Source organism: Luteimonas marina (assembly GCF_007859325.1).
Taxonomy (GTDB): domain Bacteria; phylum Pseudomonadota; class Gammaproteobacteria; order Xanthomonadales; family Xanthomonadaceae; genus Luteimonas; species Luteimonas marina.
The window spans coordinates 295,985-313,476 of record NZ_VOHK01000003.1 but is presented as its reverse complement, the minus strand read 5'-3'; the positions used below and the strand labels follow the sequence as shown (position 1 = coordinate 313,476).

General features: G+C 71.8%; 15 protein-coding genes. 6 read left to right on the top strand and 9 right to left on the bottom strand.

Translation table 11 applies throughout. From position 1 onward, the window contains the following. Positions 1-240: 240 nt before the first annotated feature. The 7 genes from FQY83_RS08100 to miaA form a co-directional block, all read right to left on the bottom strand. Positions 241-1,533 carry an adenylosuccinate synthase gene (locus FQY83_RS08100; protein ID WP_146386905.1) on the bottom strand — a complete coding sequence of 431 codons (1,293 nt, stop codon included), beginning with the start codon at positions 1,531-1,533 and terminating at the stop codon, positions 241-243. A 324-nt stretch (positions 1,534-1,857) separates the two neighbouring features. Next, a complete protein-coding gene (locus FQY83_RS08095; RefSeq protein WP_146386903.1) occupies positions 1,858-2,046 on the bottom strand; it encodes a DUF2065 domain-containing protein in 189 nt (62 codons plus the stop codon). Positions 2,047-2,110: 64 nt separating this feature from the next. Further along, positions 2,111-2,974, bottom strand: a complete 864-nt coding sequence (gene hflC / locus FQY83_RS08090) for a protease modulator HflC (protein ID WP_146386901.1) — start codon at positions 2,972-2,974, stop codon at positions 2,111-2,113. Continuing rightward, complete coding sequence (hflK, locus tag FQY83_RS08085) at positions 2,971-4,110, bottom strand: FtsH protease activity modulator HflK (RefSeq protein ID WP_146386899.1); 1,140 nt, start codon at positions 4,108-4,110, stop codon at positions 2,971-2,973. The genes hflC and hflK overlap by 4 nt, the downstream gene beginning before the upstream one ends. A 57-nt stretch (positions 4,111-4,167) precedes the next feature. Further along, complete coding sequence (gene hflX / locus FQY83_RS08080) at positions 4,168-5,517, bottom strand: ribosome rescue GTPase HflX (protein ID WP_146387269.1); 1,350 nt, start codon at positions 5,515-5,517, stop codon at positions 4,168-4,170. 104 nt (positions 5,518-5,621) lie between these two features. After that, on the bottom strand, positions 5,622-5,897 hold the full coding sequence (hfq, locus tag FQY83_RS08075; protein ID WP_146386897.1) for an RNA chaperone Hfq: 276 nt from the start codon (positions 5,895-5,897) through the stop codon (positions 5,622-5,624). Between the two features lie 239 nt (positions 5,898-6,136). After that, positions 6,137-7,117, bottom strand: coding sequence for a tRNA (adenosine(37)-N6)-dimethylallyltransferase MiaA (miaA, locus tag FQY83_RS08070; protein WP_146386895.1), 981 nt, complete (start codon positions 7,115-7,117; stop codon positions 6,137-6,139). Positions 7,118-7,207: 90 nt separating this feature from the next. Between miaA and FQY83_RS08065 the strand changes: the two genes are divergently transcribed. After that, positions 7,208-8,959, top strand: a complete 1,752-nt coding sequence (locus FQY83_RS08065; protein WP_146386893.1) for a vWA domain-containing protein — start codon at positions 7,208-7,210, stop codon at positions 8,957-8,959. Here FQY83_RS08065 and FQY83_RS08060 read toward each other — a convergent pair. Beyond that, positions 8,940-11,864 carry a sensor domain-containing phosphodiesterase gene (locus FQY83_RS08060; RefSeq protein ID WP_238333446.1) on the bottom strand — a complete coding sequence of 975 codons (2,925 nt, stop codon included), beginning with the start codon at positions 11,862-11,864 and terminating at the stop codon, positions 8,940-8,942. The two genes, FQY83_RS08065 and FQY83_RS08060, sit on opposite strands and share 20 nt — an antisense overlap. Positions 11,865-11,952: 88 nt before the next feature. Here FQY83_RS08060 and FQY83_RS08055 point away from each other — a divergent pair, with 88 nt between their 5' ends. From FQY83_RS08055 to FQY83_RS08040, 4 genes are read left to right on the top strand one after another with little or no spacing between them, the layout of a single operon-like run. Beyond that, positions 11,953-12,633, top strand: coding sequence for an RNA polymerase sigma factor (locus tag FQY83_RS08055; RefSeq protein WP_146386891.1), 681 nt, complete (start codon positions 11,953-11,955; stop codon positions 12,631-12,633). A 2-nt stretch (positions 12,634-12,635) separates the two neighbouring features. Further along, positions 12,636-13,712 (top strand): hypothetical protein, encoded by a 1,077-nt coding sequence (locus tag FQY83_RS08050; RefSeq protein WP_146386889.1) that lies wholly within the window; start codon positions 12,636-12,638, stop codon positions 13,710-13,712. Continuing rightward, positions 13,709-14,299, top strand: coding sequence for an IMPACT family protein (locus FQY83_RS08045; protein WP_146386887.1), 591 nt, complete (start codon positions 13,709-13,711; stop codon positions 14,297-14,299). Before FQY83_RS08050 ends, FQY83_RS08045 begins: the two co-directional genes overlap by 4 nt. Next, positions 14,299-16,086 (top strand): ABC transporter transmembrane domain-containing protein, encoded by a 1,788-nt coding sequence (locus FQY83_RS08040; RefSeq protein ID WP_146386885.1) that lies wholly within the window; start codon positions 14,299-14,301, stop codon positions 16,084-16,086. Before FQY83_RS08045 ends, FQY83_RS08040 begins: the two co-directional genes overlap by 1 nt. 15 nt (positions 16,087-16,101) lie before the next feature. On the opposite strand, the gene FQY83_RS08035 is transcribed toward FQY83_RS08040, so the two are convergent. Continuing rightward, a complete protein-coding gene (locus FQY83_RS08035; RefSeq protein ID WP_146386883.1) occupies positions 16,102-16,929 on the bottom strand; it encodes an AraC family transcriptional regulator in 828 nt (275 codons plus the stop codon). Positions 16,930-17,051: 122 nt separating this feature from the next. On the opposite strand from FQY83_RS08035, the gene FQY83_RS08030 reads away from it, so the two are divergent. Then, positions 17,052-17,480: an organic hydroperoxide resistance protein gene (locus FQY83_RS08030; RefSeq protein ID WP_146386880.1), complete on the top strand. Its 429-nt coding sequence runs from the start codon at positions 17,052-17,054 to the stop codon at positions 17,478-17,480. The last annotated feature ends 12 nt before the right edge of the window (positions 17,481-17,492 follow it).

The following is a 17,492-nucleotide window of genomic DNA, read 5'->3' as shown; positions in this document are numbered from 1 at the left end:
TGAAGCGCTCTCGGTCGACAGACCGGATATTAGATGCGAATGATTCGCATTGTTCAAGTGATTCCCATGCAACTACCCGCGCAAGCCCCGCTGGTTACCCGGAAAGCGGTCCCCGGGGCTTGCGACAACGGCCGTCCACGGTCAGGGTGGACAAGCCGCGCGCCTTTCGCCTTCCCCGGAAAGACGAAAGCCCCGCTTGCGCGGGGCTTCCGGTCAGGCTTCGCTGCGCCCGACGGCGCCTCAGGCGAACGGATCCTGCAGCACGATCGTGTGGTCGCGATCGGGTCCGGTGCTGACGATCGCCAGCGGGCAACCGGCCAGTTCCTCCAGCGCGCGCAGGTAGGCGCGGGCCGCGGGTGGCAGGTCGTCCCATTCGGTGACGCCATGGGTGTTCTCGTCCCAACCGGGGAACTCAAGGTAGACCGGCGTGATCTCTTCCCAGCCGGCGGCATCGAGCGGGGCGTACTCGGTGCGCTTGCCGCGGTACTCGTACGCGATGCAGATCTTGAGCGACTTCATGCCATCGAGCACGTCGAGCTTGGTGATGCACAGGCCGCTGATGCCGTTGATCGCGACGGCGCGCTTGAGCGCGACGATGTCCATCCAGCCGCAGCGGCGCGGCCGGCCGGTGGAGGCGCCGTATTCCTGGCCGCGGTCGCGGATGCCCTGCCCCACTTCGTCGTCGAGTTCGGTCGGGAACGGACCGCCGCCCACGCGCGTGGCGTAGGCCTTGGCGATGCCGAGCACGTAGTCGATCGCGTCCGCGCCCACGCCGGTGCCGGCGAACGCGCCGCCGACGGTGGTGTTGGAGCTGGTGACGTAGGGATAGGTGCCGTGGTCGATGTCGAGCAGTGCGCCCTGCGCACCTTCGAACAGCACCTTCTTGCCCTGCTTGCGCAGGTCGTGGAGGATGCCGGCGACGTCGGACTTCATCGGCTGCACGTATTCACCGAAGGCCAGCGCTTCGTCATAGGTCTGCTGGAAGTCGATCGCCTCGCCGCCGAGGTACTTGGTCAGCACGAAGTTGTGGTAGTCGAGCGCGGTGCGCAGCAGTTCTTCCAACTGCTTGGGATAGTGCAGGTCGGCGACGCGGATGCCGCGGCGCGCCACCTTGTCCTCGTACGCAGGGCCGATGCCGCGCCCGGTGGTGCCGATGGCCTTGCCGCCGGCGGCCTTCTCGCGCGCCTGGTCCAGCGCGATGTGGTACGGCATGATCAGCGGCGTCGCCGGGCTGATCTTCAGGCGCGAGCGCACTTCGACGCCGTTGCCTTCGAGTTCGTCGATCTCCTTCTTCAGCGCGGCCGGCGAAAGCACCACGCCATTGCCGATCAGGCACAGCGCGCCCTCGCGCAGGATGCCGGACGGAATCAGGTGCAGCACGGTCTTCCTGCCGCCGATCACCAGCGTGTGGCCGGCGTTGTGGCCGCCCTGGAAACGCACGACCGCGCCGATCTCCTCGGTGAGCAGGTCGACGATCTTGCCCTTGCCTTCGTCGCCCCACTGGGCGCCGAGAACCACCACTGACTGACCCATGGCAGGTCACTCCTCTTGCATGCGGCCATCGGGGCCGCTGGATGGGCCGGATCGGGCCTCGTCGCGATTGCACGGTTTGCTCCATCGGGGAGCGCGCCGCCACGCCGGGGCCAGACACGGAAAAAGCCGGGAGGCGCGATCCTGCTGGATCGGCCCACCCGGCTTTTGCGCATTATCCGGGTTTCGGGCGACGGAGGCCACCCCGCGGCCGTGGGGCGCCACGAAGGCTGCGGAGCAAGAGCAGGAGCCTCCGTCATCCCGGCGAAAGCCGGGATGACGTCTTCGGTGAGGTTTGCCCCTGGTACAAGGACCGTGAACAGGCTCTTACCCGCCGCGCACGAAGTACAGGGCAACCAGACCGATGACGAGCACGATCCCGCCGATCGTCCGCAGCTGGCGCTCGGGCAGCGCCTGCAGCTGTTCCGCAGCGCGCTTCCAGCCGCCCGGGGCGACGAACAGCACCAGCCCTTCGAGGACGGCGACAAGGCACAGGGCGGCCCAGAGGTCGTTCATGCGTGCGCCTCGCCGGGGAAGTTGAAGCCCTCCCCGCTCGCGGGGAAGGCAGGAAACGAACGCGTCAGCGATCGTTGCGCAGGTACTGCAGGAAGGGATCGTTGCGCTCGAGCACGATCACGCCGTCGCCGTCGGCAAACGCGTTGCGGTAGGCCTCCAGGCTGCGCTGGAAGGCGTAGAAGGCGGGGTCGCGCTGTGCGGCCTGGCCGTAGATGCGGGTCGCCTCGGCATCGCCCTCGCCGCGCAGCTTCTGCGCGTCGCGTTCGGCCTCGGCCACCAGCACGGTGCGCTCGCGGTCGGCCTCGGCGCGGATGATGCGCGCCTGCTCCTCGCCCTCGGCGCGCAGCCGGCTGGCCACCTGGCGGCGTTCGGCGCGCATGCGGTCGTAGACCTGGGCGATGACGTCGCTGTCGGTGGGCAGGTCGATCTGCTTGAGGCGGATGTCGATCACGCGCATGCCCAGCGTCTTCGCGGCCTCGTTGATGCCCTCGAGCTGCTTGGCGATGATCTCGGCGCGGTCGCCCGACACCAGTTCGGTCAGCGTGCGCGCGTTGATCTCGTTGCGCAGCGAGTCCTTGATGATCGGCGCGAGGCGGTCGTTGGCCACGTCCATCTGCCCGCCGGTGGCGCGGTAGAAGTCGCCGACGTTGTTGATCAGGCCGATCGCGACGAAGTCGACGCTCACGTCCTTGCGCTCTGAGGTGAGGTAGCGCTCGGGCGAGAACTCGGCGGCGTAGAAGCGGCGGTCGAACACACGCGCGGTCTCGATCAGCGGGACCTTGAAGTGCAGGCCCGGGCCGATGTCGGTGCGGGCGACGCGGCCCAGGTTGAGCACCAGCGCCACCTGCCCCTCGCGCACGACGTAGACCGAGCCGAGCAGGCCCAGCAGCACCAGCAGCACCACGGGGATGATCAGGTTGAATCTCATCGGTTGCCTCCTTCGGCGCGGGTCGCGCGCGCCGGCCGCGGCAGGGCCGGGTCCGGCGTCGCGGTGACCGGCGGCGACACGATCTCCTGCGGCAGCACCGGCGGCTGCGAGGCGCTGCCCGAACTGCCGGACTGCGTCATCGGCACGTAGATCAGCTGGCGGCCGTCGCCGCCCACGATCTTGCGGTTGTCGGCCAGCACCTGCTGCACGGTTTCCAGCCACAGGCGCTTGCGGGTCACGTCGGGCGCGTTGCGATATTCGTCGACCAGCAGCGTGAAGCGCTGCGCGTCACCGGTGGCGCGGGCCACGGACGCGGTCTTGTAGCCCTCGGCGGTGGTGCGCAGGCGTTGCGCGTCGCCGCGCGCTTCCGGGACCACCTTGGCGGCGTAGGCGCGGGCCTCGTTGACCAGGCGCTCGTTGGTCTGCTGGGCGCTGTTGACCTCGTCGAAGGCCGGCTTGACCTCTTCCGGCGGACGCGCGTCCTGCAGGTTCAGCTCGGTGACCACGAGGCCGGTGCGATAGGCCTCGAGCGAGGCCTGCAGCGCCGTCGAGGCAGCCACCGACAGCGGGCCGCGGGCGTTGAGCGCGGTGTCGAGGTCGGCGCGGCCGATCTGTTCGCGCACCGCGCTCTGCGAGACCTGCTCCAGCACGCGCACCGCATCGCGGGTGCCGAACAGGAACAGCTCCGGGTCGCTGACCCGGTACTGCACGTTGAACGACACGGTCACGATGTTCTCGTCGCGGGTCAGCACCGGCATGGAGTTGCTGAAGGTGCGGACCGAGGTGGCGTCGACCTTGACCACGCTCTCGACCGGCCAGGGCAGCTTGAAGTTCGGGCCGGGCTGCATGATCCGCGCGATCTCGCCGAAGCGCAGCACCACGCCGCGCTGCTGTTCGCCGATCAGCACGAAGCAGTTGAACACCAGCCACAGCGCCAGCGCGATCGCGATCCAGCGCAGCGGGTTGCCGCCGCCACCGCCACCACCGAACGCATCGCGCAGGCGGTCGCCGATGTCGCCGAGGCCACCGCTGCCGCGACGGCGCTTGGGCGGCCACGGGTTGCGGCCGTTGCCCTCCGGTCGCTTGCGCTCCGGTGGCTGGTCGTCGTTGTTCTTGCCGGGAATGTTCCAGGCCATGCCTGCTCCAGTCTGGGGTTCCGCCGCGCGCCGTTTCCGGCGACGCGGCCCGATAGTCTACCTGCTGTACTCCGCCTCGACCGCGGGCAGGAGCTCGCGCAGCATGCCCGCGTCCTCCTGCGCCGCCAGCCGTGCCGCGTCGGCCTCGGACAGGTCGACGCGGATCCGCCAGCCGTGCTCGTCGTGCGACTCGCCGCGCACCGCGTCGAGCGCATGCAGGCGCGCGCGCAGGCGGCCGGCGCTCGGCGGCAGTTCGAGTTCGGCGACGATCCGCCGCTGCGCCAGCCGCGCCGCCAGCGCGCCCTCCAGCAGGTCCAGGCCGAGGCCGTCGCGGGCGGAGATCCAGACGCGCTCGCGGCCGATGGCCAGCGTTTCGCCCGGCAGCGCCGGCGCCGGCGCCGTTTCCGGGTCGGGCGCGTCGCGGCGCGCCTGCGCGCCCTCGATCCGGTCGATCTTGTTGAACACCAGCAGTTGCGGGAGGTCGCCGGCGCCGATCTCGGCCAGCACCGCGTCCACCTGGCGGATGCGTTCGTCGCGCAGCGGATCGGCGGCGTCGATGACGTGCAGCAGCAGGTCGGCCTCGCGCGCCTCGCTCAGGGTCGAGCGGAACGCGGCCACGAGTTCGTGCGGCAGGTCGCGGACGAAGCCGACGGTGTCGGCCAGCACCACCGGCCCGCTCGCCAGCGCGATCCGGCGCACGGTGGGGTCGAGCGTGGCGAACAGCTGGTCGGCGGCGTAGGCCCCGGCGCCGGTCAGGGCGTTGAACAGCGTCGACTTGCCGGCGTTGGTGTAGCCCACCAGGGCGACGCGCGGCAGTTCGCTGCGCACGCGGGCGCGGCGCATCTGGGTGCGCTGCACTTCCACCTTCTCCAGGCGCTTTTGCAGCATGTCCACGCGCTTCTGCAGCAGGCGGCGGTCGGTTTCGAGCTGGGTTTCGCCGGGACCGCGCAGTCCGATCGAGCCGCCGCGCTGGCGCTCGAGGTGGGTCCAGCCGCGCACCAGGCGCGTGGCCATGTGCTTGAGCTGGGCCAGTTCGACCTGCAGCTTGCCTTCGTGGCTGCGGGCGCGCTGGGCGAAGATGTCGAGGATCAGGCCGGTGCGGTCGACCACGCGCCGCTCCAGCACCTTCTCCAGGTTGCGCTCCTGGCCGGGGCTGAGCGGGTGGTTGACCAGCACCAGGTCGGCGCCGGAGGCATCGGCCGCGGCCTTCACCTCGTCGAGCTTGCCGCTGCCGAGCAGGGTCGCCGGATTGGGCCGGTCGATGCGGGCGGTGACCAGGGTGGCCACGGTCGCGCCCGCCGAACGCGCGAGTTCGGCGAATTCCTCCAGCTCGGCCTCGTCCGGCGGACCTCCGGCGTGGGGCTGGACCAGCAGCGCGTGCTCGCCCTTGCGGGAGCGCTCAAACAGTTGGGTGGGCATCTCGACTCGGGCGGCGGCTCAGGCCATCAGACATGGAGGCCGCCGGCCCGATCTTCAACCGTCCGGGGCCTGCTGCGCCCGGACCGGGCCGCTCAGGCGGTTTCGGCCGTCATGTCCTCGGCGCCCTCGGCCGCCTGGACCACGCCCCCGCCCGGCCCCACGCGCACGTTGCGCGCCGGCACCACGGTGGAAATGGCGTGCTTGTAGACCATCTGGCTGACGGTGTTGCGCAGCAGGACGACGAACTGGTCGAAGGATTCGATGACGCCCTGCAGCTTGATGCCGTTGACCAGGTAGATGGAGACCGGTACGCGTTCGCGCCGCAGCGCATTCAGGAAAGGATCCTGCAAGGATTGCCCCTTGGACATGGTGTTTCCCCAGCTTGGTTATTGTTGTGTCCGAACCGGCGCCCGCGGGCGTTCCCCGGCCGCATCGCCCGACCCGCGTGTTCCCCATGCGGCGGCGACGTACCGATGGTACACAACCCGTACGCGTTCGCGGGGCGGTTTTGTGCGCCGCGTCGCGGAATCGTGCCGGGGTTCCCGGGGGTGGCGGGCGGGGGCGCGCCTGAAGGCGCTTCTACGGGAAATCCGCCGCAGGAGCGCCTTCAGGCGCCACCTGCCAACGCCCGACCGCGGAGAAAGCGCCGGACAGCCCCCTCGATCCCGGCACCGCCCCCCTCGCCCGGATCGAACCATTGCGCATCGAGCTCGCCGCGCAGCCAGGTGAGCTGGCGCTTGGCGAGCTGGCGGGTGGCGAAGATCGCGCGGTCGCGGAATCCGGCGGCATCGCTGCCCCCGTCGAGGTGTTCCCAGGCCTGGCGGTAGCCGACGGCGCGGATCGCCGGCAAATCCTGCGGCGCCGGATGCGCCTGCAGCGCCGGCAGCGCACGCAGCGCGCGCACCTCGTCGAGGAAGCCGGCAGCGAGCATCGCGTCGAAGCGCGCGGCGATACGCGCGTGCAGGACGCCGCGATCGCGCGGCGCAACGACGATCTTGAGCACCTTCACCGGCAGGCGCGGCGCGGCCGGCGGTTCGCGCTGCCAGTCGCTGATCGGGCGGCCGCTGAGCCGGAACACCTCCAGCGCGCGCTGGATGCGCTGCGGATCGCCGGGCTTGATCCTCGCCGCGGCGGCCGGGTCGATCGCGGCCAGCTCCGCATGCATGGCCGGCCAGCCGCGTTCGCGCGCCTGCGCGGCGATGCCGGCGCGCATGTCGGCGTCGGCCGCCGGCATCGGCGACAGCCCGCGCAGCAGGGCCTGGAAGTAGAGTCCGGTGCCGCCGGCGAGGATCGGCAGGCGGCCGCGCGCGACGATGGCGTCGATGGCGCGCCGCGCGTCACGCGCGAATTCCGCGGCCGAGTAGCTGTCCCAGGGATCGCGCAGATCGAGCAGGTGGTGCGGTGCGCGTGCGCGCTCGTCCGCATCCGGCTTGGCCGAACCGATGTCGAGGCCGCGGTAGACCAGCGCCGAATCGACGCTGATGATCTCGCCGCCGAAACGCTCGGCCCAGTCCAGCGCCAGCGCGGTCTTGCCCGAGGCGGTGGGGCCCATGAGGGCGATGGCGGGCGGGCGGGTGTCGGCGGGCATCGCGGCATTATCGGCACGGTTGGCCCCCGCCCCAACCCCGTTGCCGAAGCTCGCGCGTTCAATCCCGTCGACCATCACGGGAGTCCCGCCATGCAACGCCATGCCCTCGCCTCTGCCCTGTTCGCCGCCATCGTCCTGTCCGCCTGCACCAGCGCCCCGAGCGAACGCGAGGCGCAGGCCGCGAGCACCGTCCACGACCGGGTGTCGCCGCCCGCCCCGCCGCCGCCCGCCGAACCGCAAATCCTCGACACCCTCGGCGGTGCCGCGCCCGCGAAGGCGCTTGCCGCCGCGCGCATGCGCGCGCAGGAAACGCGCATGGCCTACGCGCCGGCGCCGGCCACGATCGCCTACGACATGGCCGCGCCGCCGCCCGCATACACGCAACCGGCGAACACCGAAAACTACGCCGAGCGCAGCGACAACCCCGTGCAGCGCGTCGCCGAGCAGCCGGTGTCCACCTTCTCCATCGACGTCGACACCGGCAGCTACAGCAACGTCCGCCGCATGATCCGCCAGGGCGTGCGCCCGCCGGCGGACGCGGTGCGCGCCGAGGAGTTCATCAACTACTTCGACTACGGCCATCCCGGCCCGGCGTCGCTGGACACGCCGTTCCGCGCCACGGTCGAGGTCGCGCCGGCGCCGTGGAACGCGCAGCGGCACCTGCTGATGGTCGGCATCAAGGGCTTCGACGTGGCCAAGGCCGAGCTGCCGCCGGCCAACCTGGTGTTCCTGCTCGACACCTCGGGTTCGATGAACTCGCCCGACAAGCTGCCGCTGCTCAAGCAGGCGTTCTCCGAGCTGACGCAACAACTGCGCGCGCAGGACCGCGTCAGCATCGTCGTCTACGCCGGCTCCGCGGGCCTGGTGCTGCCGCCGACGCCGGGCGACCGCAAGGACGAGATCCTTGCGGCGTTGAACCGCCTCGAAGCCGGCGGCAGCACCAACGGCGGCGACGGCATCCGCCTGGCCTATGCGATGGCGAAACGCGCCTTCGTCAAGGACGGCGTCAACCGCGTGATCCTCGCCACCGACGGCGACTTCAACGTCGGCACGGTCGACGGCGGCTCGCTGGAGACGATGGTCGCCGACCAGCGCAAGTCCGGCATCGCGCTGACCACGCTCGGCTTCGGCACCGGCAACTACAACGACCACCTCGCCGAGCGGCTGGCCGACGCCGGCGACGGCAACCACGCCTACATCGACACGCTGCAGGAGGCGCGCAAGGTGCTGGTCGAGGAGATGTCCTCGACCCTGCTCACCATTGCGCAAGACGTGAAGATCCAGGTCGAGTTCAATCCGGCGCTGGTCAGCGAGTACCGCCTGATCGGCTACGAGAACCGCATGCTCGCGCGCGAGGATTTCGCCAACGATCGCGTCGACGCCGGCGACATCGGCGCCGGCCACGAGGTCACCGCGCTGTACGAGATCACCCTCGCCGGCTCCGGCGCACAGCGCCTGCCACCGCTGCGCTACGGCACGGCGCAGGCGCCGGACGCGCGGACCCCGGACGAACTGGCGCACCTGCGGCTGCGCTACAAGCGGCCCGGCGAGAGCACGAGCCGGCTGATCGAGACTCCGGTACTGCGCAGCGCGATCGCGCGGCAGCCGGGTGAATCGATGCGCTTCGCCGCGACGGTGGCGGCCTGGGCGGATGCATTGCGCGGCGGCAAGCACCTGGAGCAATGGGACTTGTCGGCGATCGCGGCCGGCGCGCGCGCGACCCGGGGCAGCGATCCGTGGAAACTGCGCGCGGAGTTCGCTGAATTGATCGAGGCCTCACGGACACTGGTCGCCGACGGCGAATCCGTCGACGAGCCGCAGCTCAGCTCGATTTCCCGCTGACGCGCGAAGGCCGGCGTCCCGCGCCGCGTCCCTCCACCGGAGGCGCGGGACGACCGAACAGGTAGCCCTGCCCGTAGGCGCAGCCGAGATCGGCCAGCAGTTGCCGCTGCTGTTCGGTCTCGACGCCCTCGCCGATGGTGTCGATGCCGAGCGTGCCCGCCAGCGCCAGGATCGCGCGCACCAGCGCCAGGCTCTCGGCGTGGGTCTCGCCGACCAGCCCGGCGACGAAGCTCTGGTCGATCTTCAGCGCCTGGATCGGGAAGCGATGCAGGTAGGACAGCGCCGAGAAGCCGGTGCCGAAATCGTCGAGCAGCGCCAGCACGCCGTGGCCGCGCAGGGTATTGAGGATGCGCGCCGCGCGCGGCGCGTCGTCGAGCAGCGCGCCTTCGGTGATCTCGATCCGCAGCCGCCTGGGATCGACGCCCGCGTCGTCGGCGATGCGCAGCAGCCGTTCGGCGAAGTCCTCGGCGTGGAAGTGCCGCGGCGACACGTTGATCGAGACGTAGCCCTCCGGGCTGCGCCCCATCCACGCGACCACCTTGCGGTACAGCAGCCAGTCGACCTGCTCGATCAGGCCGCTGTCCTCGCAGACGCGGATGAACTCCGACGGCGGCAGCGAGCCGTGCAGTTCGTGCCGCCAGCGCAGCAGCGCCTCGTGCCCGACCACCGCGCCGTCGGACAAGCGCACGATCGGCTGGAAGTACGGTTCGAACGCGTCGCGCTGGATCGCGCGGCGCAGGTCGGCCTCGAGGTCGAGCAGGCGCATCGCCTCGGCGCGCATCTCCTCGTCGAAGCGCTCGCTGCGATCGCGGCCGCGCGCCTTGGCGCGGTACATCGCGGCGTCGGCGTCGCGCAGCAGTTCGTCGGCGTGGCGGTAGCGCGGCTGCCACAGCGCGATGCCGATGCTGGCCGAGGGAAACAGTTCCCGCCCGGCGACCCACATCGAGCGCCCGAGCTTCCTGAGCACCAGCGACGCCACTTCCCCGGCGGCATCGCCGTCGGCCACCGACTCGAGCACGATCGCGAACTCGTCGCCGCCCAGCCGAGCGACCACGTCCTCGACGCCGATCGCGGCGCGGATGCGGCGGCCGACCTCGATCAGCATCGCGTCGCCGGCGGCGTGCCCCATCGAGTCGTTGATCAGCTTGAAGCGGTCGAGGTCGAGGAACAGCACCGCGAACGGCAGCCGCCCCGGCTCGAACATCTGCAGCATCATGCTGTCGAGGCGATCGAGCAGGAACACGCGGTTGGGCAGGCCGGTGAGGTGGTCGTGGCGCGCCTGGTGGGTCAGCCGCTGCTGGGCGCGCACGCGCTCGCCGATCTGCGCGCGCAGTTCGCGGTTGGCCTGCTCGAGTTCGCGCGTGCGCGCCTCGACCCGGAACTCCAGGTCGGCGTGGGTCGCCTTGAGGTACTCCTGCGCACGCTTGCGGGCGAGCGCGCCGTCGATGTGGTGCGCGACGAAGGTCAGCAGTTCCTGGTCGGCGGGGCTGAAGATGACATCGGCGCCGTAGCTCTGCACCGCGATGACGCCGGTCGCCGCGCCGTCGCGGGTCAGCGGCACGCCCAGCCAGCAGTGCGCCAGCGAGCCGTGGCTGCGGACCTGGCCCGCGTCCACGAGCTGGCCCATGCCGTGCCGGTCCACCAGCAGCGCCTGGCCGTTGCGGATGACGTACTCGGTCAGGCCCATGCCCAGGCGCCGCGGCTTGCGCACCGGGTCGCGCTCGTCGACCGAGTACGGGAACTCGAGCCGGCTGCCGTCCTCGGACAGCAGCGCGATGTAGAAATTCTTCGCGTCGAGCAACTCGTCGATGATGGCGTGCACGTCGGCGTAGAAGCGCTCGATGCTGCCGGCGGTGATCGACAGCTCGCTGATGCGGAACAGCGCGCGCTGCAGGCGCTCGGCGCGCTCGCGCTCGACGATCTCGGCCTCGAGCACCCAGTTGGCGTGCTGCAGCTCGCGGGTGCGCTCCTCGACGCGCCGCTCCAGTTCGTCCTGCGCCGACTTGCGGTCGAGCGCGGTGAGGATGTGCTGGGATACGAATTCCAGCAGGGCGCGGTCCTCGTGGGTGTAGCGCTGCGGCTGGTCGTAGCTCTGCACCACGATCGCGCCGCTGACGTAGCCGTCGCGGCGCATCGGTACGCCCAGCCAGTCGGCGCTGTCGGGTCCGTGCGCCGGGTCCTTGGTGACGCCGAGCCTTCGCCGCACCTGCGCGGACGGGCCGAGCATCGGCTGGCCGTGGCGCAGCATCGCCACCGTCAGGCTGTTGGGCATCTGCGCGACCGGGATCTCCTCGTCGGGATCGGCCGTCCACGGATCGCGCTCGTCGACAAAATAGAGGAAGCGGATGGTGTCGCGCACGTCGTCGTAGCGCACGATGTAGAAATTCTCCGCCGGCATCAGCGTGCCGACGATGGCATGGATCCGCGCCAGCATCTCGCGCATGTCCAGGCCCGCGCCGGACACGTCGGCGATCTCGTACAGCGCCTGGCGCAGGCGTTCGGACTTGCGCAGGCCCTGGATGCGCAACTGCGCGCGGGCGCTGGCGAAGGTCGCGTCAATGGTGCTGCGCGCCAGCGCGACCCAGCCCTCGCGCAATGCATTGGGCAGTTGCCGGCCCGGTTGCGCGACCAGCGCGACACGGGTGTCGTCCACGGCCCAGGCCGCGCTGACGTCGTATCCGTCCTCGCCCGGCGGCCGGCCGGCGAGCATGCCCTCGACGGCGGCCCCGTGCGCGGCCGTGGCCGCGCCGCTCAGCGACACCGTCATCCCCAGCAGCGGATCGTCCCAGCCCACCGCCACCGTCGATCCGGTCGGCAGCGTGCGCGCCAGCAGTTGCGCAAGGCCGGAGAGCCCGGCGTTGTCCCCGGGGTCCGATGCGGTCGCCTCCACTGCGGGGACATTCACGGGTACGCCACCTCCATTCAGGGAGCATAACGGGAATCAGCGACCGCTCCGGCAACCCCGGTGCCGCCCTCCGGACGTTGGCATGCACATGTCGATCCCCATCGCGCAATGGCCGCGACCGTCGCGGCGCCGGCGCACGCGCGCCGCCGGCTTCACTCCGGCCGGGGCAGGGCTTACCCTGCTGCCGGTGAACGAGGCCGTCCCCGCCAGCCCGCCCGAACCCAGCGACGAAGCGCTGATGCTGGCCTATGCCGGCGGCGACGTGGCCGCGTTCGAAGCGCTCTACGGCCGCCATCGCCAGCGCCTGTACCGCTTCCTGCTGCGGCAGCTGCGCGACGGTGCGCTGGCCGACGAACTGTTCCAGGACATCTGGCAGAAGCTGATCGCCGCGCGCGCCACGTGGACGCCCGAGGCCGCCTTCGCGACCTGGCTGTACCGGATCGCACACAACCGCCTGGCCGACCACTGGCGCGCCCTGCAGCACCGTCCGCCGGCGCCGGCCGACGCCGACGAGCGGACCGAACGCGTGCCGGACCCGGACACGCCCGAGCGGCAGCTGTCGGAGTTCGAGCAGCGCCGCCAGCTGCAGCTGGCGCTGGCCGACCTGCCGTCCGAACAGCGCGAGGTGATCCTGCTGCGGCTGGAGCAGGAGCTGACGCTGGAGGAGATCGGCGAGGTGACCGGCGTGGGCCGGGAAACCGTGAAGTCGCGCCTGCGCTACGCGATGGACAAGCTGCGCGCGCAGCTGGGACCGGTGGCGGGATCATGAACATGCGCGAGCACGAACCGCTGACGCAGGAAGAACGCGATCTCGCGCAGAAGCTGTCGCGGCTGGACGCGCATGCGGGTCCGTCGGCGGCGCTGGATGCGGCGATCCTCGCGGCGGCACGCGGCGATGCGGGTGCGAGCCGGGGTGGAACCGCATCCGCGCCGCGCCGGCGCCGCCGGCCGCGCTGGCCGGTCGGGCTGGGCATCGCCGCCTCGCTGGCGGTCGCGGTAGGCGTCGCCTGGCAGCTGCGGCCGCAGCCCGACACGCAGGTGCTGTCGGCGCCGGCGGAGGCCGAACTGCCCGCGTACAGCGTCGCCCAGCCCGCGCCGGACGCCATCGATCCCGTCGAACAGGCGCCTGCCGCCGCCGCGGCGGATCGCGCCGCGGATGCGGCCCCCGCCCCCGTACCGGCCCGGGCATTGCCGGCGCCGCCCGTCGCCGAACGCGAGCAGCGCAAGGCCGCGGTGGAGGCCGGGCGCAGCGATGCCGCCCGGGAGGAAGCGCCCGCCGCCGCCGCGATCCCGCCCGTGGCGCCGCAGGTCGCGGATGCACCGCCGCCGCGGGAGCCTCCGGCGGCGGCAGCCAAGCTCGCCGAATCCGCGGACGTCGTGTTCGACGCGCCGCCTCCGCCGCCCCCGGCACCGCCCGCGCCGCCGGCCGCCGCCAGCGCCGAACCGGCGTTCGTCCCGGACCCGTCCGCCCTCTCCGGCACCGCCACTGCGCGCGCGCTGCGCAGCGACGAGGCCGCCGGCCAGCGCGAACGCATGCAGCCCGCCGTCCCGACCGCGTCCGCCCGTCGCGACGCCGCCATGTCGGTCGCCGTGCCCTCGGCGCCGGTCGCGCTCGGCGCGCGGGTCGAACCGGCGCAGGAGATCGACATGCTCGCCGACCAGCCGCTCGACGACAGCCCCCCGGCCTCGGCGGACTCGCCGCAGGTGCGCGAGGCCTGGCTGCAGCGCATCCGCGAACTGCGCGACACCGGCGCGCCGGACGAAGCCCGCGCCAGCCTGCGCGAATTCGTGCGCCGGCATCCGCAGGCGGCGGTGCCCGACGACCTGCGCCCGCTGCTCGGCGAATGAGCCTGGACACGCTGGCTGCGCCCGCGCGCCACGAGATCGACGTCAGGCACAGCCGCTTCCTCGCCAGCGCCGCGCCGATCGCATCGGTCGAGGACGCCGCCGCGTTCGTGAAACAGGCCTCGGTCGCCGACGCCACCCACAACTGCTGGGCCTGGCGCCTGGGCGGCGACTATCGCAGCAGCGACGACGGCGAGCCGGCCGGCACCGCAGGCCGCCCGATCCTGGCCGCGATCGACGGCCAGGGATACGACCGCATCGTGGTGGTGGTCACGCGCTGGTTCGGCGGCATCAAGCTCGGCGCCGGCGGCCTGGTGCGCGCCTACGGCGGCGCCGCGGCCGAGTGCCTGCGGCTGGCGCCGCGCCTGCCGCTGGTCGAAACCGCCACCGTCGCCGTCCACGTCGCCTTCGGCGACCTGTCCACCCTGCACCACCTGCTGCCCGCGTTCGCGGCCGACAAGCGCGGGGAAAGCTTCGACGCCGACGGCGCGCGGATCGTGCTGGAACTGCCCGCCGGCGCCGTCGCCGACTTGAAAACCCGGCTGCGTGACGCCACCCGTGACCGGGCACGTTTCGACGACGAAGGCTGATGGCGTTCTCCCACGACCGGCGCACAGGCGCCCGCGACACCGCGCCCGACGCCAGGGCCCCGATCGGCTCATTGCGCACGCTGTGGCCCTTCGTCCTGCGCCACAAGGGCCTGTTCGGCGCCTGGCTGGCGGCGCTGGCGGCCTCGTCCGCCGCCACCCTGGCGCTGCCGGTCGCGGTGCGCCACGTCATCGACCGCGGCTTCAGCAGCGGCAGCAACATCGACGCGACCTTCGCCATGGTGCTGCTGGTCGCGCTGGCGCTGGCCTTCGCCACCGCCGCCCGCTTCTTCTTCGTCTCGCTGCTGGGCGAACGCGTGGTCGCCGACCTGCGCAACCGGCTCTACGGCCACCTCGTCGGCCTCGACCAGGCCTTCTTCGAGCGCAGCCGCAGCGGCGAACTGGTGTCGCGGCTCAGCGCCGACACCGAACTGCTGCGCAGCGTGATCGGCACGACCATGTCGGTCGCGCTGCGCAGCGTGGTAACCGTGCTCGGCAGCGTGGTGATGCTGGTGGTGACCAGCCCGAAGCTGGCGGTGTGGGCGCTGGTCGGCATCCCGCTGTTCGTGCTGCCGCTGGTGGTGGGCGGGCGCCGGCTGCAGAAGATCTCGCGCCAGAGCCAGGACCGCGTGGCCGACGCCAACGCGCTGGCCGCCGAAGCGCTCGGCGCGATCCGCACCGTGCAGGCGCACGCGCGCGAAGGCTACGAGCGCGGCCGCTTCGCCGACGCGGTCGCGCTGTCGGTCGCCACCGCGCGCCGCCGCATCGGCGTGCAGTCGCTGGTCACCGCGGTCGCGATCTCGCTGATCTTCGGCGCCATCATCCTGGTGCTGTGGTCGGGCGCGCACGACGTGATCCGCGGCGACATGAGCGCCGGCACGCTCGGCCAGTTCGTGCTCTACGCCCTGCTCGGCGCCGGATCGGTGGGCGCGCTGGCGGAAGTGTGGAACGAACTGCAGCGCGCGGCCGGCGGCATGGGCCGGATCGGCGAACTGCTGGACGAACACAACGGCATCGCCGCACCGGAACATCCGGCGACGCTGCCGCGGCCGCTGCGCGGCGAACTGCGCTTCGACGCGGTGTCGTTCCACTACCCCTCGCGCCCCGATGCGCCGGCGCTGCACGAGTTCAGCCTGCGCGTCGCGCCGGGCGAAACCGTGGCCCTGGTCGGTCCGTCCGGCGCCGGCAAGAGCACGGTGTTCTCGGTGCTGCTGCGCTTCCACGATCCGCAGGCCGGGCAGGTGTCGGTCGACGGCGTCGACGTGCGCCGGCTCGACCCGGTGGAGCTGCGTGAGGCGATCGCGCTGGTGCCGCAGCAGCCGGCGATCTTCGCCGCTAGCGCGCGCGACAACATCCGCTACGGTCGGCTCGACGCCGGCGACGACGCCATCGAGGCCGCAGCACGCTCGGCCGAGGCGCACGACTTCATCGCCGCCCTGCCCGCCGGCTACGACGAACAGCTCGGCGAGCGCGGCGCGCGCTTGTCCGGCGGCCAGCAGCAGCGCATCGCCATCGCCCGCGCCCTGCTCAAGGACGCGCCGCTGCTGCTGCTCGACGAAGCCACCTCCGCGCTCGACGCGCAGAGCGAACGCGCGGTGCAGACCGCGCTCGAACACCTGATGGAAGGCCGCACCACCCTGGTCATCGCGCATCGCCTCGCCACCATCCTCAAGGCCGACCGCATCGTGGTGATGGACCAGGGCCGCATCGTCGCCCAGGGCACCCACGACGAACTGCTGGCCCAGGGCGGCCTCTACGCCGAACTGGCGCGGCTGCAGTTCATCGACTGAGTCCGGCGCCGCGGCTCAGGCCACCTCGGTGTCACGCCGCCACTCGCGCGGCGAACGCCCGGTCTGCGCCTTGAACGCGCGCGACAGCGCCGCCTCGCTGCCGTAGCCGACCTCCGGGGCCACGATCTTCAGCGGCCGCCCGCGCCGCAGCGCCTGCTGCGCCAGGCCGATGCGCCAGCCCTGCAGGTACTGGCCCGGCGTGGCCCCAACCGCTTCGCGGAAGCCGGTGGCGAACACGCTGCGCGACATGCCGGCGACGCTCGCCAGTTCCTCCAGCGTCCAGTCCTTCGCCGGCGCCTCGTGCATCGCCACCAGCGCGTTGCGCAGGCGCGGATGCGAAAGCCCGGAGAGCAGGCCGCCCTTCACCTCGCCGCTTTCCATCAGCTGGCGCAGGATCTGGATCATCACCACCTCGAACAGGCGGCTGACCAGCGCCGCGCGGCCGCAGCGTTGCTCAAAGGCCTCCTCGAACAGCAGTGCCAGCACCGGCTCGGCGCCGGCGATCGCATCCAGCGGCAGACAGACCACGTCCGGCAGCGCCGACGCGATCGGATTGTTCGCCCCGCCCTCGAAGTGCAGGTTGGCGCAGGCCATGTCCGCGCCGCGTTCGGCATCGCTGACGAAGCGATGCGTCAGCGGGCGCGGGTACAGCAGCAGGCTGGGGCGTTCGATGCGCAGCGATTCGCGGCCGTGGAAGACCTCGACCGTGCCGCTGCGCACGAGGTGCAGCTGGCCCGGTCCGTCGCCGGCCTCCAGGGTGTTGACGCCGCACAGGGCGCCGGCGTGGAACACCTCGGCGGTCACCGGGAAATGCGCCATCAGCGCGGCCAGCCGGTCGGCCATGCCCGTACTCCTGATCAAGTTTTCAGGATTTTATATCACCAATCATTCCATCCGGGCGCCCAAAGTACGCATCACCGGACGACGCCCGTTCCGGCCACCCACCCCAGACAGGAACCACCGCCATGTCCATCGACAAGATCCTCTACGCCGCCACCGCCACCGCCACGGGCGGCCGCGAAGGCCGGGCCGCCTCCTCCGACGGCGTGCTCGACGTGCAGCTCTCCACCCCGCGCGAACTCGGCGGCGCCGGCGGCCCCGGCACCAACCCCGAGCAACTGTTCGCCGCCGGCTACTCGGCCTGCTTCCTCGGCGCGCTGAAGTTCGTGGCCGGCAGGCAGAAGGTCGCGCTGCCGGCGACCACCACGGTCACCGGCAAGGTCGGCATCGGCCAGATCCCCGCCGGCTTCGGCATCGAGGCCGAACTGACCATCGCCGCCCCCGGCGTGCCGCGCGACACGCTGCAGTCGCTGGTCGACGCCGCCCACCAGGTCTGCCCCTACTCCAACGCCACGCGCGGAAACATCGACGTGACGCTCGTGGTCGCCGACTGACGTCTTACCGCG

Bases quoted from the DNA above. Each gene is read 5' to 3' on its own strand.
- FQY83_RS08065 (WP_146386893.1), top strand. From the start codon at position 7,208: ATGCAACGCCATGCCCTCGCCTCTGCCCTGTTCGCCGCCATCGTCCTG.
- FQY83_RS08035 (WP_146386883.1), bottom strand. From the start codon at position 16,929: ATGGCCGACCGGCTGGCCGCGCTGATGGCGCATTTCCCGGTGACCGCC.
- FQY83_RS08050 (WP_146386889.1), top strand. From the start codon at position 12,636: ATGCGCGAGCACGAACCGCTGACGCAGGAAGAACGCGATCTCGCGCAG.
- FQY83_RS08055 (WP_146386891.1), top strand. From the start codon at position 11,953: ATGTCGATCCCCATCGCGCAATGGCCGCGACCGTCGCGGCGCCGGCGC.
- FQY83_RS08100 (WP_146386905.1), bottom strand. From the start codon at position 1,533: ATGGGTCAGTCAGTGGTGGTTCTCGGCGCCCAGTGGGGCGACGAAGGC.
- FQY83_RS08045 (WP_146386887.1), top strand. From the start codon at position 13,709: ATGAGCCTGGACACGCTGGCTGCGCCCGCGCGCCACGAGATCGACGTC.
- hflK (WP_146386899.1), bottom strand. From the start codon at position 4,110: ATGGCCTGGAACATTCCCGGCAAGAACAACGACGACCAGCCACCGGAG.
- FQY83_RS08095 (WP_146386903.1), bottom strand. From the start codon at position 2,046: ATGAACGACCTCTGGGCCGCCCTGTGCCTTGTCGCCGTCCTCGAAGGG.
- FQY83_RS08030 (WP_146386880.1), top strand. From the start codon at position 17,052: ATGTCCATCGACAAGATCCTCTACGCCGCCACCGCCACCGCCACGGGC.
- FQY83_RS08040 (WP_146386885.1), top strand. From the start codon at position 14,299: ATGGCGTTCTCCCACGACCGGCGCACAGGCGCCCGCGACACCGCGCCC.
- hfq (WP_146386897.1), bottom strand. From the start codon at position 5,897: ATGTCCAAGGGGCAATCCTTGCAGGATCCTTTCCTGAATGCGCTGCGG.
- hflC (WP_146386901.1), bottom strand. From the start codon at position 2,974: ATGAGATTCAACCTGATCATCCCCGTGGTGCTGCTGGTGCTGCTGGGC.
- miaA (WP_146386895.1), bottom strand. From the start codon at position 7,117: ATGCCCGCCGACACCCGCCCGCCCGCCATCGCCCTCATGGGCCCCACC.